Origin of the sequence: Streptomyces sp. NPDC058239 (genome assembly GCF_042882185.1) — a bacterium.
Taxonomy (GTDB): domain Bacteria; phylum Actinomycetota; class Actinomycetes; order Streptomycetales; family Streptomycetaceae; genus Streptomyces.
The window spans coordinates 15,108-31,501 of the sequence record NZ_JBHVWS010000035.1; the positions used below are offsets into that span (position 1 = coordinate 15,108).

Sequence of the window (16,394 nt, forward strand, 5' to 3'; positions counted from 1 at the left end):
TTCGCTGATATCGATCACGGCTCACGACCCGGCGTTGACGTTGGCAAAAACGACGGCGGCGATCGCCAGGACTAGGGAACCGGCGAGCAGTGCGCTGAGGTAGGTCTGCACATTGCCGGTCTGGGCGCGGCGGACGGCGATGCCGAGCCAGCGTGCGCCGGTGCCGGAGCCTCGTACGTAGGTGTCGACGACCTCGCGGTCCAGGAAGCGGACGAGGCTCGCCGCGGCCTGGACGGGGCGGACGAACAGGGTCGTGTACAGGGCGTCGAGGTGGAAGCCGGCGGCGGCGTGCCGGTGGAGCGGGCCGAGCAGCAGGCGGCCGGGGTCGGCCGGGTCGGGGGCGTCCCCGTCGGTGCCGTAGGCGGCGGTGTGCGCCGACATGGCCTGGGCCTCGACAAGGGCGGGTTCGGCGTCGGGGTGGGCGACGACGGTGCCGACGGGGGTGCGGGCGGCGAGTGCCGATGTGTGGCGCCAGGCGCCGTAGGTGACGAGGCCTCCGACGAGGCCGACGCCCGTGGAGAGGACGGCGGTGGTCAGGGACGGGGTGAGGCTGTGGCCGTCGAACCAGTCGGTGATCGAGCCGACGGTCAGTCCGAAGGCGATGGTGGGTACGGCGAGCACCCAGAGGACGGCGGTCATCGCGACGGGCTGCCTGCCGTGGTCGGGGGTCTCGGCACCGCGGCCCCGGAAGGCGAGGAGCCAGAGGCGGGTGGCGTACGCGGCGGTGAGGACGGCGGCGAGCAGTCCGGCGACGAGGACGGTCCAGCCGGCGGCGGCCGGGGCGACGTGCCGGTCCCCGAGTGCGGTGTGCTCGGCGGCGACGAGGACGGCTTCCTTGGAGAAGAAGCCGGCGAACGGCGGGATGGCGGCCAGCGCGAGGAGGGCGACGGTCATCGTCCAGTAGGCATCCGGAATGCGCTTCGTCAGGCCGCCCATACGGGACATGGCGGCCAGCGAGTTGGTCCCGGCGGCGTGGATGACGACGCCCGCCGCGAGGAAGAGGACGGCCTTGAACGCACCGTGGGAGAGGAGGTGGAAGACGGCGGCACCTCGGTCGCCGACGGCCAGGGCGCCGGACATGTAGCCGAGCTGACCGATCGTCGAGTAGGCGAGGACCCGTTTGATGTCGTCCTGGGCGAGGGCGGCGAGTCCCGAGCCGATCATCGTGATCGCCGCCATCACGGCGAGGACGACGAGGGCCGCGCCGGACTGGGCGAAGACGGGGAGGAGTCGGGCCACGAAGTAGATACCGGCGGCGACCATCGTCGCGGCGTGGATCAGCGCGGAGACGGGGGTGGGGCCGGCCATCGCGTCGGGCAGCCAGGTGTGCAGGGGGAACTGCGCGGACTTGCCGGCGACGCCCGCGAGGAGCAGCAGGGCGACGACGGTGGGGTGGTCCAGGCCGCCGTTCGCGACGGCGCCCAGGATGCCGGTGATACGGAATGTGCCGGTGTCGGCGGCGAGCGCGAACAGGCCGATCAGGAAGGGGACGTCGCCGAGCTTGGTCACCAGGAAGGCCTTGAGGGAGGCGGCTCGGGCTTCGGGCGTCTCCCAGTAGTGGCCGACGAGGAAGTACGAGCAGATGCCCATGATCTCCCAGCCGACCAGGAGCACCATCAGGTCGCCGGAGTAGACGACGAGCAGCATCGCGGCGGTGAAGAGTGAGACGAGAGCCGTGTACGAGGGGTAGCGGGGGTCGTCGCGCAGATAGGCGGTCGAGTAGATCTGCACACAGGTCGCGACGAGCCCGACCAGGACGGCGACGAGGACCGCGAAACCGTCGAGGTGCAGGGCGAGGTCGATCGGGACCGAGCCGGTGGGGGTGAGTCGGGTCGCAGCGTCGATGGCCCGGCCGCCGCCCTGGTCCGAGGCGACGACGACGGCGAGCACGAAGGCGGCGAGGGTGGGCAGTACGGCGAGGGGGCGTACATATCCGGGGGCGGTGCGTCCGAGAAGGAGACCGGCCGCGGCGCCCAGGAACGGAAGAAGGGGGACGAGGACGGCGAGGGTCGTGGTGGTCACGCGGTGGCCTCTGCCTTCTTTGCCTTCCCTGCCGGAGCAGTGGCCTGGTCTTCGGTGCCGTGGGTCTCGTCGGCCTCATCGCCGGGGAGGGTTTCGGCGGCGTCGGTCTCGGCGGTGTCGCGGAGGCGGTCGATGTCCGAGCTGCCGCGGTTGCGGTGGACGGCGAGGACGATCGCCAGGCCGATCCCGATCTCCGCCGCCGCGATGGCGATGGTGAAGAGGGTGAGGGCCTGGCCGGAGTGCAGGGTGTCGCGGAGCCAGACGTCGAAGGCGACCAGGTTGAGGTTGACGGCGTTGAGCATCAGCTCGACGGACATCAGGACCAGGATCGCGTTGCGGCGGGCGAGCACTCCGTACAGCCCGGTGCAGAAGAGGAGGGCGGCGAGCACGGCGGGATAGGCGAGGTGCATCAGCTCTGCTCCTTACTGCGCTTGCGGGACAGGACGATCGCGCCGACGAGGGCGGCGAGCAGCAGGACGGAGAGCGCTTCGAACGGCAGCACCCAGTGCCGGAAGAGGAAGGCGCCGGTCACCTCGGTGGAGCCCTGGGCCGGTCCGTCCAGGTCGATCCAAGTGGTGCGGAAGGCGTCGACGACGACCCAGACGAGCGCGCCGGCGGCGGCGACCGCCACACCGAGGGCCGCCCAGCGGTTACCCGAGTCGGCGTCCGGGGAGCGGCCGATGGGGGCCTTGGTGAGCATCAGCCCGAAGAGAAGGAGGACAACCACGGAACCGACGTAGATCAGTACCTGCACCCAGGCGATGAACTCCGCGGTGAGCAGGAGGTACTCGACGGCGAGACCGCCGAGCGCCACGACCAGCCAGAGGGCGGCATGCACCAGTTGCTTGGTCGTGACCGTGACGAGGGCTGCGCCGAGGGTGGCAATGCCGACGAGGACGAAAGCGATCTCGATGCCGGTCGGGGAGAGGAAGCCGGAGTGGGCCGCGGCGGCTGCGAGTGTCACTCCTCCCCCTCTTCTTCTCTCTGAACCTGCTGGGTCTCTTGGGCCTGCTGGGCTTCCTGCGCCTCCTTGGCGCGCTGGGCTTCGAGTTTCTCCGCCGTCTTGCGGGCGGCGGCGATCTCCTTCGGCTCCTCGGCGCCAGGGTCGAGTGCGGGCGGTTCCGGCACCGTCCACATCCATTCGCGGAGCTTGTCGCGCTCATGGGTGAGTTCGAGGATGTCCGTCTCCGCGTACTCGAACTCCGGCGACCAGAACAGTGCGTCGAAGGGACACACCTCGATACAGATACCGCAGTACATACAGAGCGAGAAGTCGATCGCGAAGCGGTCGAGGACGTTGCGGCTGCGCTCACGCCCGCCCGGGGTGGCGGCGGGCACCGTCTCCTTGTGGGAGTCGATGTAGATGCACCAGTCCGGGCACTCACGGGCGCAGAGCATGCAGACCGTGCAGTTCTCCTCGAACAGTGCGATGACACCGCGGGAGCGGGGCGGGAGCTCGGGCTGGACATCCGGGTACTGCGCGGTGACCGTCTTCTTCGTCATCGTCCGCAGGGTGACGGCCAGGCCCTTGGCCAGGCCCGAGCCGGGGATCCGGGGCCGCGAGGGCGGGAGCGATGCAGCCATCAGTTGATCGCCACCTTCACGATGCCGGTGAGCGCGATCTGCGCGAGAGCGAGCGGGATGAGGGTCGTCCAGGCGAGCTTCTGCAGCTGGTCCTCCCGGAGCCGGGGGTAGCTCACGCGCAGCCAGATGACGACGAAGGCGAGGACCGCGGTCTTGAGGAGCGTCCAGACCCAGCCGAGTCCGTCGGCGCCGAACGGGCCGTGCCAGCCGCCGAGGAAGAGGACGGTGGTCAGTCCGCACAGGACGACGATGCCCGCGTACTCGGCGAGCAGGAACAGTGCGAAACGGAGGCCGGTGTACTCGGTGTACGCGCCGAAGATGATCTCCGAGTCGGCGACCGGCATGTCGAACGGCGGGCGCTGCAGTTCGGCGAGTCCGGCCACGAAGAAGACCAGGGCGCCGACGATCTGCCAGGGCAGCCACCACCACTCGAAGGCGTTGAGGATGCCCGGGAGGGAGACGGTGCCTGCCGCCATCGCGACGGACGCCGCGGCGAGCAGCATCGGCAGTTCGTACGCGAGCAGCTGGGCGGCGGTGCGCAGGCCCCCGAGAAGGGAGAACTTGTTGGCCGAGGCCCAGCCCGCCATCAGCGAGCCGAGCACTCCGACACCCATCACGGCGAGCACGAAGAAGATGCCCGCGTCGACGAGCTGTCCGACCGCGCCCTCGCCGGGGCCGATCGGGATGGCGACGAGCACGAGGAGGTACGGGAGCAGTGCGACGGCCGGCGCGAGCTGGAAGATACGGCGGTCGGCCTCGGCCGGGACGATGTCTTCCTTCTGCGCGAACTTCACGCCGTCCGCGACGAGCTGGGCCCAGCCGTGGAAGCCGCCCGCGTACATGGGTCCGAGGCGGCCCTGCATATGGGCCATCACCTTGTGCTCGGTCTGCCCCACGACGAGGGGGAGGACCATGAACACGGCGAAGACGATGACGAGCCGGAGGGCGACGTCCAGTGCGTCGTTCACGCGGTATCGCCTCCGGCGGGGCGGTCGGGGGCCGGCTCGGATGCGGGGTCCTGGGCCGGGGGCTCGGGCTGGTCGGGGGTGTCCGTGGGGGCTGTGGTGCCGGGGGTGGGCGTGGCCTCCGGGATGGGGGTGCCGCTGCGCGGGGCCTCTCCCCCGCCCGCCCCTTCCCGAACCGGGGGCGCCGCCCCCGGGCCCCCGGTCGTGTCGAAGGCCGGGCGGGCGTGGTGCCAGGGAGCGTCGCCGCCTCCGGGGTTCGGCTCTGCCGTCCCCGTCCCCGACGCGTTCGGTCCCGCCTGTTCCCGTGCCTCGGCCCCGGCCGTCCCCGGCTTCGCCGCCTCGCGCTGCTGGCCGGCCGAGCCCTGGGACGCGCTGCGGGTACGGCGCGGGGTCGCGGGAGGTGTGGGCTCGGTGGCCGGTGCTGCCGTCTCCGGCTGCTGGCCGGCCGAGCCCTCGCTCACGCTGCGGGCACGGCGTACCGGGCGGTCGCCCGCCGCGCGAGGGGCACGGGCCGGTCGGGACGGGGCGGGCGGGAGCTGGCCCTTGAGGGGGCCCCATTCGTTCGGGTCGGGGACGCCGGGCGGCAGCATCGTGCGCCGCTTCGGGCCGCCGTGCTCCGACTCGCCCGGCTCCTTCGCGCCCGGCCAGGCCTTCGCGACGCGTGCCGCCAGCACGAAGTCCTTGCGCAGCGGGTGGCCCTCGAAGCCCTCGGGCAGCAGCAGCGGCACCAGGTGCGGGTGGCCCTCGAAGCCGATGCCGAACATCTCGTGTGTCTCGCGCTCGTGCCAGGCGGCGCCCGCGTAGATGTCGATGGCGGTGGGAAGGACCGCCGCCTCGTGCGGAACGGTCGTACGGATCAAGAGCCGACGGACCCTGCCCTCGGCCAGGGAGGCGACATGGGCGCAGACCCGGAAGCCGGTGCCCGGTTCGTCGACAGCGCTCAGCCAGTCGAAATAGGTGCACCCCAGCCGGTCGCGGGCCGTTTCGAGAGCGGCGATCCAGGAGGAGGCCGGTACATCGACGGTCAGCAGGTCGTAGGCGTACTCGGCCGTCGCGTCCTCGCCGAAGAGCTCGGCGGCGGCGTCCGGAAGCCGGTCGTAGCTTTCCCGGTCATGGCTTTCGGTACCGGTCACTTCTGCCCCTCCCCCGGTGTCGGCGGAGCGGCGACCAGGCCGCTGCGCAGTGCGGCGGTGGAAGGACGGCTGCCGCCGCCCGTCGCGTACCGCTCGCCCAGCGACTCGCGGGCGATCTTCTCCTGCAGCTTGAGGATGCCCTGGAGGAGCGCCTCGGGCCGGGGCGGGCAGCCGGGGACATAGACATCGACCGGAATGATCTGGTCGACGCCCTTCGTCACGGAGTACGAGTCCCAGTACGGGCCGCCGCAGTTGGAGCAGGCGCCGAAGGAGATGACGTACTTGGGCTCGGGCATCTGCTCGTACAGCCGCTTCACGGCCGGAGCCATCTTGTCCGTCACCGTGCCGGACACGATCATGAGGTCGGCCTGACGCGGGCCGGGAGCGAACGGGATCACGCCGAGCCGGATGAAGTCGTGCCGGGCCATGGAGGCGGCGATGAATTCGATCGCGCAGCAGGCGAGCCCGAAGTTGAAGACCCAGAGGCTGTAGCGGCGGCCCCAGTTCAGGACCACCTTCATCGGTTCGGGAGCCAGGCGCGACAGCACACCGAGCCGCTTGGGCTCCGGCAGGAACGTCGGAACGGGCTGCGGTTCGGACCCCACCTCGGGCGTCGGCTCCGGTCCCGATTGCACTGCGGGCCGGTGCTCGGGGGGCGGCGGGCTCGTCACGTCCATTCGAGGACGCCCTTCTTCCATGCGTAGAGCAGTCCTACGGCCAGGAAACCGAGGAAGATGAACATTTCCACCAGAGTCGTCGCCCCATATCCGGGTGCGGCGAATACGGTCGCCCACGGAAACAGGAAGATCGAGTCGACGGCGAAGATCACGTACAGGAAGGCATAGACGTAATAACGGACCTGGGTATGTGCCCATCCTTCACCCACCGGGTCCACGCCGCACTCGTACGTCAGGAGCTTCTCCGGCGTGGGAACCACGGGGCGCAGCAGTCGGCCGGCACCGAAGGCGACGGCGACGAACATCACGCCGATCACAGCGAGCAGTCCGACCACTGAATAGCTGTGGAAGTAGTCCGACGCGAGAACGGTCGATTCCGGCAGGTCCGCCACGTCCGCCCCTCGCTCCCTCAAACTTGTTCGACGATCTGTACGCACGGGAGTCTAGGCCCTGTTAAAGAGAGGGTAAGCAGTCGCATCGGACAACGGGTGGGGTTATCCCTACTTCACCCCACCCACGAGCCCCATGGCGTGCGCGGGCCCCGCCCGGCAGGCTGGGGCGTATGACCATGAGCCCCCTGGTGCCCGACAACGACCGGCCACCGCCCACCCGCTCCGTCCTCGACCGGTGGACATGGAAGGAGATCGCCTATCTCCTGGCCAACCTCCCCATGACCATCGCCGGGTTTGTTTACACAGTGTTCATGATCGGTATCGGCGTGGGGCTTGCGGTCACGGTGATCGGTCTGCCTCTGCTCGCCGCCGGACTGCAAGGGGCGCGGCTGATCGGGAGGGCCGAGCGGGGCCGGGCGCGGGCGATGCTCGGGGTGCGGATCGACGAGCCGAGCCCGATGGTTCTGTCCCGCCGGGAACAGGGGTTCTTCCCCTGGCTGTGGTCGAGCCTCACGGACCCGGTGGGCTGGCGGGCGGTGCTGTACTCCTTCATACGGCTTCCCTGGGGCGTACTCACTTTCGCCGTGACGCTCGTGAGCCTCGTCGTGCTGTGGCCGGTGCTCCCCTACATCGCGCGGCTCCTCACCAATGCCGACCGGGCGATGGCGCGCGGGCTGCTCTCGCCCTCCGACGAGCTGGAGCGCAGGATCGCCGAGCTGGAGTCGGACCGCGGGGTGGTCGTCGACACGGCCGCCGCCGACCTGCGCCGCATCGAACGGGACCTGCACGACGGGGCACAGGCCCGGCTCGTCGCCCTCGCCATGGGCCTCGGTCTGGCGAAGGAGAAGCTGACGGACGACCCCGAGGCCGCCGCCCGCATGGTCGACGAGGCCCACGGAGAGGTGAAGGTCGCCCTCCAGGAACTCCGCGACCTCGCCCGCGGCATCCACCCCGCCGTCCTCACCGACCGAGGCCTCGACGCCGCGCTCTCCGCCATCGCCTCCCGCTGCACCGTCCCCGTGACGGTGGGAGTGGATCTGCCGGCGCGTCCCGCGGAGGCGATCGAGGGAATCGCCTACTTCACGGTCTCGGAGCTGTTGCAGAACGTGAGCAAGCATGCACGTGCGACCCGTGCGTCGGTCGATGTGTGGCGGACGGCGGACCGGCTGATGCTCCAGGTCACCGACGACGGGCAGGGCGGGGCCCGGATGGACGGCGGTACGGGTATGGCCGGGCTGGCCGAACGGCTGGGCGCCGTGGATGGGCTGTTCGTCCTCGACTCGCCGGCCGGCGGTCCTACGACGGTCACCGCGGAGCTGCCCTGGCGGGACCGGGAGAGGGAGCCGAATCGTACGGGGGCGGCCAAGCACCCCTAGAGGCCCGGCGACCCCGGAAGGCCGGCACGCCTGCGCCCAGCCCCCTGAGCCGCCTGAGAGGGTGGGGAAAACCCCCGGTCGAAGAGGGATACCGCCCTCATGGTGCGCCGACCCGCGACCCAGCACCCTTGATGTACCGGCCGGAACCCCGAAACCAACCGGAAAAACCGGCTCCATGAGAAGAAACGGACTGCACCCATGGCCACGGCATACGGACCGGACACTCGGGACCACCAGCGGTCCGGAGCCGGTTTCGGGGACCATCCCCCGGTGAAGCACTTCTTCCCGGCCGCGCTGCGCGCGCCTTTCGAGGGCAGGACCTGGCGCGAGTTCGGCTATCTGCTGCTGAGCCTGCCGATCAGCGTGGTCCTGTTCAGCCTCTCGATCACCCTGACGACGCTGGGTATCGGCATGCTGATCACCTTCCTCGGGGTTCCGATCCTGGCCGGCGCGCTGGCCATGTGCCGCGGTTTCGGCGCGATGGAGCGGGCCCGGGCGCGCGGGCTGCTGAAGCTGGACGTGGCGGACCCGGCGCCGGTGCGCGGCAAAACCGGCGGCCTGTTGTCCTGGGTGGGCGCAGTCCTCAAGAGCGGGGTGTCCTGGCGGCATCTGCTCTACGCGCTGCTGCACCTCCCGTGGGCGATCTTCGCCTTCACCGTTTCGCTGACGCTCTGGTCGTGCGGGTGGGCCACCCTGACCTACCCCCTGTGGCACTGGATCTTCCCGACATACGTGGGGGCCGGCGGCCTTCAGCTGTACAGCGACGGCACCCATGACGTCTACCTCAACTCCCCCTTCGAGCTGTCTGCGACCAGCGTGTGCGGCCTGATACTCGTCCTCGTCACGCCTTGGATCATCCGTGGTCTGGCGGGCGTGGACCGGGTGATGGTGGCCGGGCTGCTCGGTCCGTCCCGGCTGGCGACACGCGTCTTGGAGCTGGAGTCGGATCGCGGGGTGGTCGTCGACACGGCCGCCGCCGACCTGCGCCGCATCGAACGGGACCTGCACGACGGGGCACAGGCCCGGCTCGTCGCCCTCGCCATGGATCTGGGCCTGGCGAAGGAGAAGCTGACGGACGACCCCGAGGCCGCCGCCCGCATGGTCGACGAGGCCCACGGAGAGGTGAAGGTCGCCCTCCAGGAACTCCGCGACCTCGCCCGCGGCATCCACCCCGCCGTCCTCACCGACCGAGGCCTCGACGCCGCACTCTCCGCCATCGCCTCCCGCTGCACCGTCCCCGTGACGGTCGAGGTGGACCTGGCGTCCAGGCCCGCCCAGGCCATCGAGGGAATCGCCTACTTCACGGTCTCCGAGCTGTTGCAGAACGTGAGCAAGCATGCACGTGCGACCCGTGCGTCGGTCGATGTGTGGCGGACGGCGGACCGGCTGATGCTCCAGGTCACGGACAACGGGCGCGGCGGCGCCGACGTGTCCTCGGGCAGCGGGCTGGCCGGGCTGACCGAGCGGCTGGACGCGGTGGACGGCGTACTCGTCGTGGATTCCCCGCAGGGCGGCCCGACACGGATCACGGCCGAGCTGCCGTGGCGCGGCTGAGCACACCCGCACACACCCACGGAGCCGTGACAGGAACCCCCCACCCCCACTGCTCCCCCTCCCCTCGTCCTCGGCCGCCGGACGGGCTTGATTTCAAGCCGGCCCGGCGGCCGAGGACACGGCACTGCCGAAACTGGGATGCTGGACGTCATGCAGGCGGGACCAGCGAGCAGTGGGGGATACAGCGTCATGGTGGAGGACAGGGTGCGAGTAGTCATCGCCGAGGATTCGGTACTGCTTCGGGAGGGGCTCACCCGGCTGCTGACCGATCTCGGACATGACGTCGTCGCCGGGGTGGGGGACGCCGAGGCGCTGATCAAGACGGTGCGCGACCTCGCCGGGCAGGATGCGCTGCCCGATGTGGTGGTCGCCGATGTGCGGATGCCACCCACCCACACCGACGAGGGTGTGCGGGCGGCGGTGCGGCTGCGCAAGGACTATCCCGGGATCGGGGTACTGGTCCTTTCGCAGTACGTCGAGGAGCAGTACGCGACCGAGCTGCTGGCCGGATCCAGCCGAGGTGTGGGGTACCTGCTGAAGGACCGGGTCGCCGAGGTCCGGGAGTTCGTGGACGCGGTGGTCCGGGTGGCGCAGGGCGGGACGGCACTGGACCCGGAAGTGGTGGCGCAGCTGCTGGGGCGAAGCCGTAAACAGGACGTCCTGGCCGGGCTGACGCCGCGCGAGCGCGAGGTGCTCAGCCTGATGGCGGAGGGCCGGACGAACTCCGCGGTGGCCAGGCAGCTGGTGGTGAGCGACGGGGCCGTGGAGAAGCACGTCAGCAATATCTTCCTGAAGCTGGGGCTGTCCCCCAGTGACGGGGATCACCGCCGGGTGCTGGCGGTGCTGACCTACCTGAACTCCTGACGAGCTGACACCCTGTCAGATACCTGGTGAAGGTCACCGCGGGGGTCGGATGCGGCCGTCGCGGTGACCTGCGCCCCGGACCAGGGCCGATCGGGGTCCTAGAACCAAAGAATGAGTGCACAGCGTCTTCACCGAACGGCTGGGGGGCTTGCGAAGCATGACAAATCGGTATCAAATCGCGTCTCAAAACCACGTCCACCATATGATCGGTCCAGGGAAGGCGACCCTTACCGACGTAGGGTGGGCTTTGGGACCGCCGGCGGGCCGGCCGGTCCCGAGCCGCCGCCCCGAGGGAGGTCCAGTTCAGTGACCAGCCAGGTCAGTAGCCCAGCCGAACAGGCCGATGAGGCCAGCGAGGCGCTCGTCGGGGGGCAGCGTGCCCCCCATCCCGATCACACGGGCGCCGGCGAGAAGGAGATCCGCCGCCTGGACCGGGTGATCATCCGTTTCGCGGGTGACTCCGGAGACGGTATGCAGCTCACCGGTGACCGGTTCACCTCGGAGACCGCATCCTTCGGGAACGACCTCTCCACGCTGCCGAACTTCCCCGCCGAGATCCGCGCCCCCGCAGGCACCCTGCCGGGGGTTTCGTCGTTCCAGCTGCATTTCGCCGACCACGACATCCTGACGCCCGGCGACGCGCCGAACGTCCTGGTCGCGATGAACCCGGCCGCCCTCAAGGCCAACATCGGCGATGTGCCGCGCGGCGCCGAAATCATCGTCAACACCGATGAGTTCACCAAGCGCCCGATGGCGAAGGTCGGCTACGAGACCAGTCCCCTGGAGGACGGCTCGCTGGAGGCGTACAACGTCCACCCGGTACCGCTGACCACCCTCACGATCGAGGCGCTGAAGGAGTTCGGGCTCTCCCGCAAGGAGGCAGAGCGCTCGAAGAACATGTTCGCGCTCGGGCTGCTCTCCTGGATGTACCACCGGCCGACCGAGGGAACCGAGGCGTTCCTTCGCGCCAAGTTCGCGAAGAAGCCGCAGATCGCCGAGGCGAACGTGACCGCGTTCCGCGCCGGGTGGAACTTCGGGGAGACGACGGAGGACTTCGCGGTCAGCTACGAGGTGGCACCCGCCTCGCAGGCCTTCCCGCCGGGTACGTACCGCAACATCTCCGGGAACCTGGCGCTGTCCTACGGGCTGGTCGCCGCGGGCCGGCAGGCGGATCTGCCGCTCTACCTGGGCTCGTACCCGATCACCCCGGCCTCCGACATCCTGCACGAGCTCAGCAAACACAAGAACTTCGGTGTACGCACCTTCCAGGCCGAGGACGAGATCGCGGGCATCGGTGCCGCGCTGGGCGCCGCGTTCGGCGGATCGCTTGCGGTGACGACGACGTCCGGGCCCGGGGTGGCCCTGAAGTCGGAGACCATCGGGCTCGCCGTCTCCCTCGAACTGCCACTGATCGTCATCGACATCCAGCGCGGCGGCCCGTCCACCGGTCTGCCCACCAAGACCGAGCAGGCCGATCTGCTCCAGGCGATGTACGGGCGCAACGGCGAGGCCCCGGTCCCGATCGTGGCCCCGAAGACCCCGGCGGACTGCTTCGACGCCGCGCTCGACGCCGCCCGGATCGCGCTGACGTACCGCACCCCGGTGTTCCTGCTCTCGGACGGCTATCTCGCCAACGGCTCCGAGCCGTGGAAGATCCCCGAGATCGACGAACTCCCCGACCTGCGCGTCCAGTTCGCCACCGGTACGAACCATGAACTGGCCGACGGCACCGAGGTCTTCTGGCCGTACAAGCGCGACCCGCAGACCCTGGCCCGCCCGTGGGCCGTCCCCGGCACCCCCGGTCTCGAACACCGCATCGGCGGCATCGAGAAGCAGGACGGCAGCGGCAACATCTCGTACGACCCCGCGAACCACGACTTCATGGTCCGCACCCGTCAGGCCAAGGTCGACGGCATCGAGGTCCCCGACCTCGAAGTCGACGATCCGGGCGAGGCGCGGACGCTCGTCCTCGGCTGGGGTTCCACCTACGGCCCCATCACCGCCGCCGTCCGCCGGCTGCGCGCCGCCGGACAGCCCATCGCCCAGGCCCACCTGCGCAACCTCAACCCCTTCCCGAGGAATCTCGGCGAGGTGCTGAAGCGTTACGAGAAGGTGGTGGTGCCGGAGATGAACCTCGGCCAGCTGGCCACGCTCATCCGGGCCAAGTACCTGATCGACGCGCGCAGTTACAACCAGGTCAACGGTATGCCGTTCAAGGCCGAGCAGCTTGCGACGGCTCTCAAGGAGGCCATCGATGCCTGACACCAATGAACTCCTGCAGCTGGTGCCCAAGGCCGAGGCCAAGCAGTCCATGAAGGACTTCAAGTCCGACCAGGAAGTGCGCTGGTGCCCCGGCTGCGGTGACTATGCGGTCCTCGCCGCCGTGCAGGGCTTCATGCCCGAGCTCGGGCTGGCGAAGGAGAACGTCGTCTTCGTCTCCGGCATCGGCTGCAGCTCCCGCTTCCCGTACTACATGAACACCTACGGGATGCACTCGATCCACGGCCGCGCCCCGGCCATCGCCACCGGTCTCGCCTCCTCCCGCCGCGACCTGTCCGTCTGGGTCGTCACGGGCGACGGCGACGCACTGTCCATCGGGGGCAACCACCTCATCCACGCGCTGCGCCGCAATGTGAACCTGAAGATCCTGCTCTTCAACAACCGGATCTACGGGCTCACCAAGGGGCAGTACTCCCCCACCTCCGAGGTCGGCAAGATCACCAAGTCGACTCCGATGGGCTCGCTCGACGCCCCCTTCAACCCGGTGTCCCTGGCCATCGGCGCGGAGGCGTCCTTCGTCGCCCGGACGATCGACTCCGACCGCAAGCACCTCACAAGCGTGCTGCGCGCGGCGGCCGACCACCCGGGCACGGCGCTGGTGGAGATCTACCAGAACTGCAACATCTTCAACGACGGCGCCTTCGAGGTCCTCAAGGACAAGGACCAGGCGCAGAACGCCGTCATCCGGCTGGAGCACGGGCAGCCGATCCTCTTCGGCGCGGACGACGACAAGGGTGTCGTGCGCGACCCGGCCACGGGTGACCTCAAGGTCGTCGCGGTCACCGAGGAGAACCGGTCGCAGATCCTCGTCCACGACGCCCACGCCGCCAGCCCCACCACGGCCTTCGCGCTGTCCCGGCTCGCCGACCCCGACACCCTGCACCAGACCCCCATCGGGGTACTGCGCAGCGTCGACCGGCCGGTCTACGACACGCAGATGGCCGACCAGCTCGACACCGCGGTCGAGTCGGACGGCAAGGGCGACCTGGCCGCACTGCTCGCGGGCAACGACAACTGGACGGTCGTCGGCTAGCGGGCACCCCCAGGGGTACATCGGCCGACGGCACCCTCAGGGGTGCTTCCAATCGCCGGACGGGCTGAATTTCGACCCGTCCGGCGATTGCGGTCAGGGAGGCGACCGGCCACCGCGCACCATGTGGCCATGACCCCGGACCGCCCCGCGTACCGCATCAAGCGGCGTCTGCTCGGCAGAGCGCTCACCACCGAGCGCATCAGCGAGGAGAAACTGAACAACCGGACAGCGCTCGGGGTGCTGGCCTCCGACTGCATCAGTTCGTCCGCGTACGGCTCCGAGGAGATGCTCCGGGTCCTCGTACCCGTCGTCGGCGCCGCCGCGTTCACTCTGCTCATGCCGGTGACCGGCGCGATCCTGCTCGTACTGCTGCTTCTCACGCTCTGCTACAGCGATGTCGTGATGATCTACACCCGGGCGGGCGGGTCGTACGTCGTCGCCCGGGAGAACTTCGGGCCCAACGTCGCGCAGATCGCCGCCGTGGCGCTGCTCGTCGACTACATCGTCACCGTCGCCGTCCAGGTCTCGGCCGGTACCAACGCCCTGATCTCGCTCGCCCATCTGGCCGGCAACAACTTCACCGGCCTGGACCATCTCCAGCTCCCGGTCTCCGTCGCCGTCATCGTGCTGCTCGCGTACGGAAATCTGCGCGGGGTCCGCGAGGCGGGCCGGGCCTTCGCGCTGCCCGCCTATCTCTTCATGACCGCCGTCGGTCTCGTCCTTCTCGTCGCCGCGCTGCGCGGGCTCACGGGCGAGCTGCCGCGCGCCGATCTGCACGCCGCCGGGGTCGTGCCGCTCGGCACTCCGGGCAACGGCTGGCTCTACGGCGCCTCGCTCTTCATCGTGCTGCGCTCGTTCGCCAACGGCGGGTCGTCCCTCACCGGGCTCGAAGCGATCTCCAACGGCATCTCCGCGTTCCGTGAACCCCAGGGCCGCAACGCCCGCCGCACCCTCATCACGATGAGCTGCGTGCTCGGTGTCCTGGTCCTCGGCGTCTCCACGCTGGCGCACTTCACCCATGCCGTCCCGTACACCGACGGCACACCCACCGTCATCGCGCAGGAGGCCCATCTCGCGTTCGGCGGCGGTCCGCTCGGTACCGCCGGGCTGGTCTTCGTGCAGCTGGCGACCGCGCTGGTCCTCTACACCGGTGCCAACACCCCGTTCACCGGCTTTCCGTACCTCGCGAGTTTCGTCGCCGAGGACCGGTTCCTGCCGCGGGTGCTGACCCGGCGCGGGCACCGGCTGGCGTTCTCGAACGGCATCATCTCGCTGGCCGTCGTCTCCCTGGCGCTGCTGCTGGTGACCGGCGCCAGCGTGGACAAGCTGGTGGCGCTGTACGCGATCGGCGTGTTCACCGCCTTCACCATGGCCGGGGCCGGCCTCACCGCGTACCACCTGCGGCGTCGTGAGCCGTACCGCCGGCTCAAGATCGCGGTCAATGGGACCGCCGCGGTCATCTCCGCCGCCGTGGTGCTGATCTTCGCCGTCACCAAGTTCACCGAGGGCGCCTGGCTGGTCGTGGTGGTCTTCCCGCTCGGGGTGTGGGCGCTGATGCGGATCAACCGCGAGTACCGGCGCGAGGCCGCCGTGCTGCAGAGCATCCAGGCTCCGGGTGCCGACCGGTCGCGGTTCCGCCGCCACCTGGTCTTCGTCCTCGTCGAGACGCTCGACCTGGCGACGCTGAAGGCCCTGCGGTACGCCCATGAGCTGCACCCGGACGAGATCCGGGCGGTGCACTTCGCGATCGACGAGGCGTACGCCAGACGGCTGGCCGCCCGGTGGGAGGCGACGGCCGCCACGTCCGTGTCCCTGGAGCTGGTGCAGTGCCCGGACCGGCGGCTGCGCCATGCGATGAAGGAGCTCGTGTCCCGCACCACGGAGGACGGGGAAACCTGGCTGACGGTGCTGGTGCCCCGGCGGCTCTACAGCAACGCACTCGGGAAGCTGTTGCACCGGGGCACGGGGGAGCAGATGGCGAAGACGCTGGCACAGCTGCCGCATGTGGCGGTGACGATCCTGCCGTTCGACGTCTCGCGGGCGCTGCGGACGCTGGAGGAGGGGGGCGCGCCCCAGCCGGACTGAATCAGCCGGACCGAATCAGCCGGACCGGCTCTGCGTCTTCTGCCTGTCGTACGTCTCGCGCGCCGCGTGCACGGCGTCCAGGCGCCGCTCCGTCCAGCGGGCCAGCGCCCACACCTGCTCGGCGGCCTCCCGGCCCAGTCCGGTGAGCGAATAGTCCACCCGCGGCGGGATCACCGGCTTCGCGTCCCGGTGCACGAAGCCGTCGCGTTCCAGCGTCTGGAGGGTCTGGGCCAGCATCTTCTCGCTAACGCCGTCGACCTCGCGGCGCAGTTCGCTGAAGCGGTACGAGCGCTCCAGCAGGGCGGCGAGGACCAGGACGCCCCAGCGGCTGGTGACATGTTCGAGCACCAGCCGGGAGGGGCACATCTGCCGGTTCACATCGGGCTTCCTGCTCAGGTCACTCACGCTCATGCCAGTACCTTACTTCAA

General features: G+C 69.9%; 15 protein-coding genes. 6 read left to right on the forward strand and 9 right to left on the reverse strand.

All coding sequences use genetic code 11. From position 1 onward, the window contains the following. Positions 1 to 21 precede the first annotated feature (21 nt). Genes ACFVYE_RS30255 through ACFVYE_RS30290 form a run of 8 tightly spaced genes read right to left on the reverse strand, consistent with a single transcriptional unit; the run spans position 22 to position 6,773 of the window. Positions 22 to 2,022 (reverse strand): NADH-quinone oxidoreductase subunit L, encoded by a 2,001-nt coding sequence (locus tag ACFVYE_RS30255; protein WP_383972078.1) that lies wholly within the window; start codon positions 2,020 to 2,022, stop codon positions 22 to 24. After that, entirely contained in the window at positions 2,019 to 2,432 is a 414-nt protein-coding gene (nuoK, locus tag ACFVYE_RS30260) for an NADH-quinone oxidoreductase subunit NuoK (protein WP_383972075.1), read from the reverse strand. The genes ACFVYE_RS30255 and nuoK overlap by 4 nt, the downstream gene beginning before the upstream one ends. After that, on the reverse strand, positions 2,432 to 2,986 hold the full coding sequence (locus ACFVYE_RS30265) for an NADH-quinone oxidoreductase subunit J (protein ID WP_383972072.1): 555 nt from the start codon (positions 2,984 to 2,986) through the stop codon (positions 2,432 to 2,434). Before ACFVYE_RS30265 ends, nuoK begins: the two co-directional genes overlap by 1 nt. After that, on the reverse strand, positions 2,983 to 3,606 hold the full coding sequence (locus tag ACFVYE_RS30270) for a NuoI/complex I 23 kDa subunit family protein (RefSeq protein ID WP_383972069.1): 624 nt from the start codon (positions 3,604 to 3,606) through the stop codon (positions 2,983 to 2,985). Before ACFVYE_RS30270 ends, ACFVYE_RS30265 begins: the two co-directional genes overlap by 4 nt. Next, on the reverse strand, positions 3,606 to 4,574 hold the full coding sequence (locus ACFVYE_RS30275) for an NADH-quinone oxidoreductase subunit H (RefSeq protein WP_383972066.1): 969 nt from the start codon (positions 4,572 to 4,574) through the stop codon (positions 3,606 to 3,608). Before ACFVYE_RS30275 ends, ACFVYE_RS30270 begins: the two co-directional genes overlap by 1 nt. Next, positions 4,571 to 5,704 carry an NADH-quinone oxidoreductase subunit C gene (locus ACFVYE_RS30280; protein WP_389607746.1) on the reverse strand — a complete coding sequence of 378 codons (1,134 nt, stop codon included), beginning with the start codon at positions 5,702 to 5,704 and terminating at the stop codon, positions 4,571 to 4,573. Before ACFVYE_RS30280 ends, ACFVYE_RS30275 begins: the two co-directional genes overlap by 4 nt. Continuing rightward, on the reverse strand, positions 5,701 to 6,381 hold the full coding sequence (locus ACFVYE_RS30285; RefSeq protein ID WP_389607747.1) for an NADH-quinone oxidoreductase subunit B: 681 nt from the start codon (positions 6,379 to 6,381) through the stop codon (positions 5,701 to 5,703). The genes ACFVYE_RS30280 and ACFVYE_RS30285 overlap by 4 nt, the downstream gene beginning before the upstream one ends. Then, on the reverse strand, positions 6,372 to 6,773 hold the full coding sequence (locus ACFVYE_RS30290; protein ID WP_389607748.1) for an NADH-quinone oxidoreductase subunit A: 402 nt from the start codon (positions 6,771 to 6,773) through the stop codon (positions 6,372 to 6,374). Before ACFVYE_RS30290 ends, ACFVYE_RS30285 begins: the two co-directional genes overlap by 10 nt. Before the next feature lie 170 nt (positions 6,774 to 6,943). On the opposite strand from ACFVYE_RS30290, the gene ACFVYE_RS30295 reads away from it, so the two are divergent. The 6 genes from ACFVYE_RS30295 to ACFVYE_RS30320 all read left to right on the forward strand — a co-directional run bounded on the left by ACFVYE_RS30295 (position 6,944) and on the right by ACFVYE_RS30320 (position 15,965). Continuing rightward, positions 6,944 to 8,149, forward strand: a complete 1,206-nt coding sequence (locus ACFVYE_RS30295) for a sensor histidine kinase (protein ID WP_389607749.1) — start codon at positions 6,944 to 6,946, stop codon at positions 8,147 to 8,149. 198 nt (positions 8,150 to 8,347) lie between these two features. Continuing rightward, positions 8,348 to 9,703, forward strand: coding sequence for a sensor histidine kinase (locus ACFVYE_RS30300; RefSeq protein WP_389607750.1), 1,356 nt, complete (start codon positions 8,348 to 8,350; stop codon positions 9,701 to 9,703). A 189-nt stretch (positions 9,704 to 9,892) separates the two neighbouring features. Further along, the gene (locus tag ACFVYE_RS30305; RefSeq protein ID WP_308427387.1) at positions 9,893 to 10,567 is read left to right on the forward strand and encodes a response regulator transcription factor; all 675 of its coding nucleotides are present in this window, start codon (positions 9,893 to 9,895) and stop codon (positions 10,565 to 10,567) included. A 306-nt stretch (positions 10,568 to 10,873) separates the two neighbouring features. Next, positions 10,874 to 12,829, forward strand: a complete 1,956-nt coding sequence (locus ACFVYE_RS30310; protein ID WP_383975767.1) for a 2-oxoacid:acceptor oxidoreductase subunit alpha — start codon at positions 10,874 to 10,876, stop codon at positions 12,827 to 12,829. Beyond that, positions 12,822 to 13,880, forward strand: a complete 1,059-nt coding sequence (locus ACFVYE_RS30315) for a 2-oxoacid:ferredoxin oxidoreductase subunit beta (protein ID WP_383975765.1) — start codon at positions 12,822 to 12,824, stop codon at positions 13,878 to 13,880. The genes ACFVYE_RS30310 and ACFVYE_RS30315 overlap by 8 nt, the downstream gene beginning before the upstream one ends. A 129-nt stretch (positions 13,881 to 14,009) precedes the next feature. Then, on the forward strand, positions 14,010 to 15,965 hold the full coding sequence (locus tag ACFVYE_RS30320; RefSeq protein WP_383975763.1) for an APC family permease: 1,956 nt from the start codon (positions 14,010 to 14,012) through the stop codon (positions 15,963 to 15,965). Positions 15,966 to 15,980: 15 nt separating this feature from the next. Here the strand turns inward: ACFVYE_RS30320 and ACFVYE_RS30325 are convergent, their stop codons facing one another. Continuing rightward, a complete protein-coding gene (locus tag ACFVYE_RS30325) occupies positions 15,981 to 16,376 on the reverse strand; it encodes a winged helix-turn-helix transcriptional regulator (protein ID WP_383975761.1) in 396 nt (131 codons plus the stop codon). Positions 16,377 to 16,394 lie beyond the last annotated feature (18 nt).

What these genes read in the sequence shown, in the direction of transcription:
- nuoK (WP_383972075.1), bottom strand. Translation starts at nt 2,432, where the DNA reads ATGCACCTCGCCTATCCCGCCGTGCTCGCCGCCCTCCTCTTCTGCACC.
- ACFVYE_RS30270 (WP_383972069.1), bottom strand. Translation starts at nt 3,606, where the DNA reads ATGGCTGCATCGCTCCCGCCCTCGCGGCCCCGGATCCCCGGCTCGGGC.
- ACFVYE_RS30285 (WP_389607747.1), bottom strand. Translation starts at nt 6,381, where the DNA reads ATGGACGTGACGAGCCCGCCGCCCCCCGAGCACCGGCCCGCAGTGCAA.
- ACFVYE_RS30295 (WP_389607749.1), top strand. Translation starts at nt 6,944, where the DNA reads ATGACCATGAGCCCCCTGGTGCCCGACAACGACCGGCCACCGCCCACC.
- ACFVYE_RS30300 (WP_389607750.1), top strand. Translation starts at nt 8,348, where the DNA reads ATGGCCACGGCATACGGACCGGACACTCGGGACCACCAGCGGTCCGGA.
- ACFVYE_RS30305 (WP_308427387.1), top strand. Translation starts at nt 9,893, where the DNA reads ATGGTGGAGGACAGGGTGCGAGTAGTCATCGCCGAGGATTCGGTACTG.
- ACFVYE_RS30315 (WP_383975765.1), top strand. Translation starts at nt 12,822, where the DNA reads ATGCCTGACACCAATGAACTCCTGCAGCTGGTGCCCAAGGCCGAGGCC.
- ACFVYE_RS30320 (WP_383975763.1), top strand. Translation starts at nt 14,010, where the DNA reads ATGACCCCGGACCGCCCCGCGTACCGCATCAAGCGGCGTCTGCTCGGC.
- ACFVYE_RS30325 (WP_383975761.1), bottom strand. Translation starts at nt 16,376, where the DNA reads ATGAGCGTGAGTGACCTGAGCAGGAAGCCCGATGTGAACCGGCAGATG.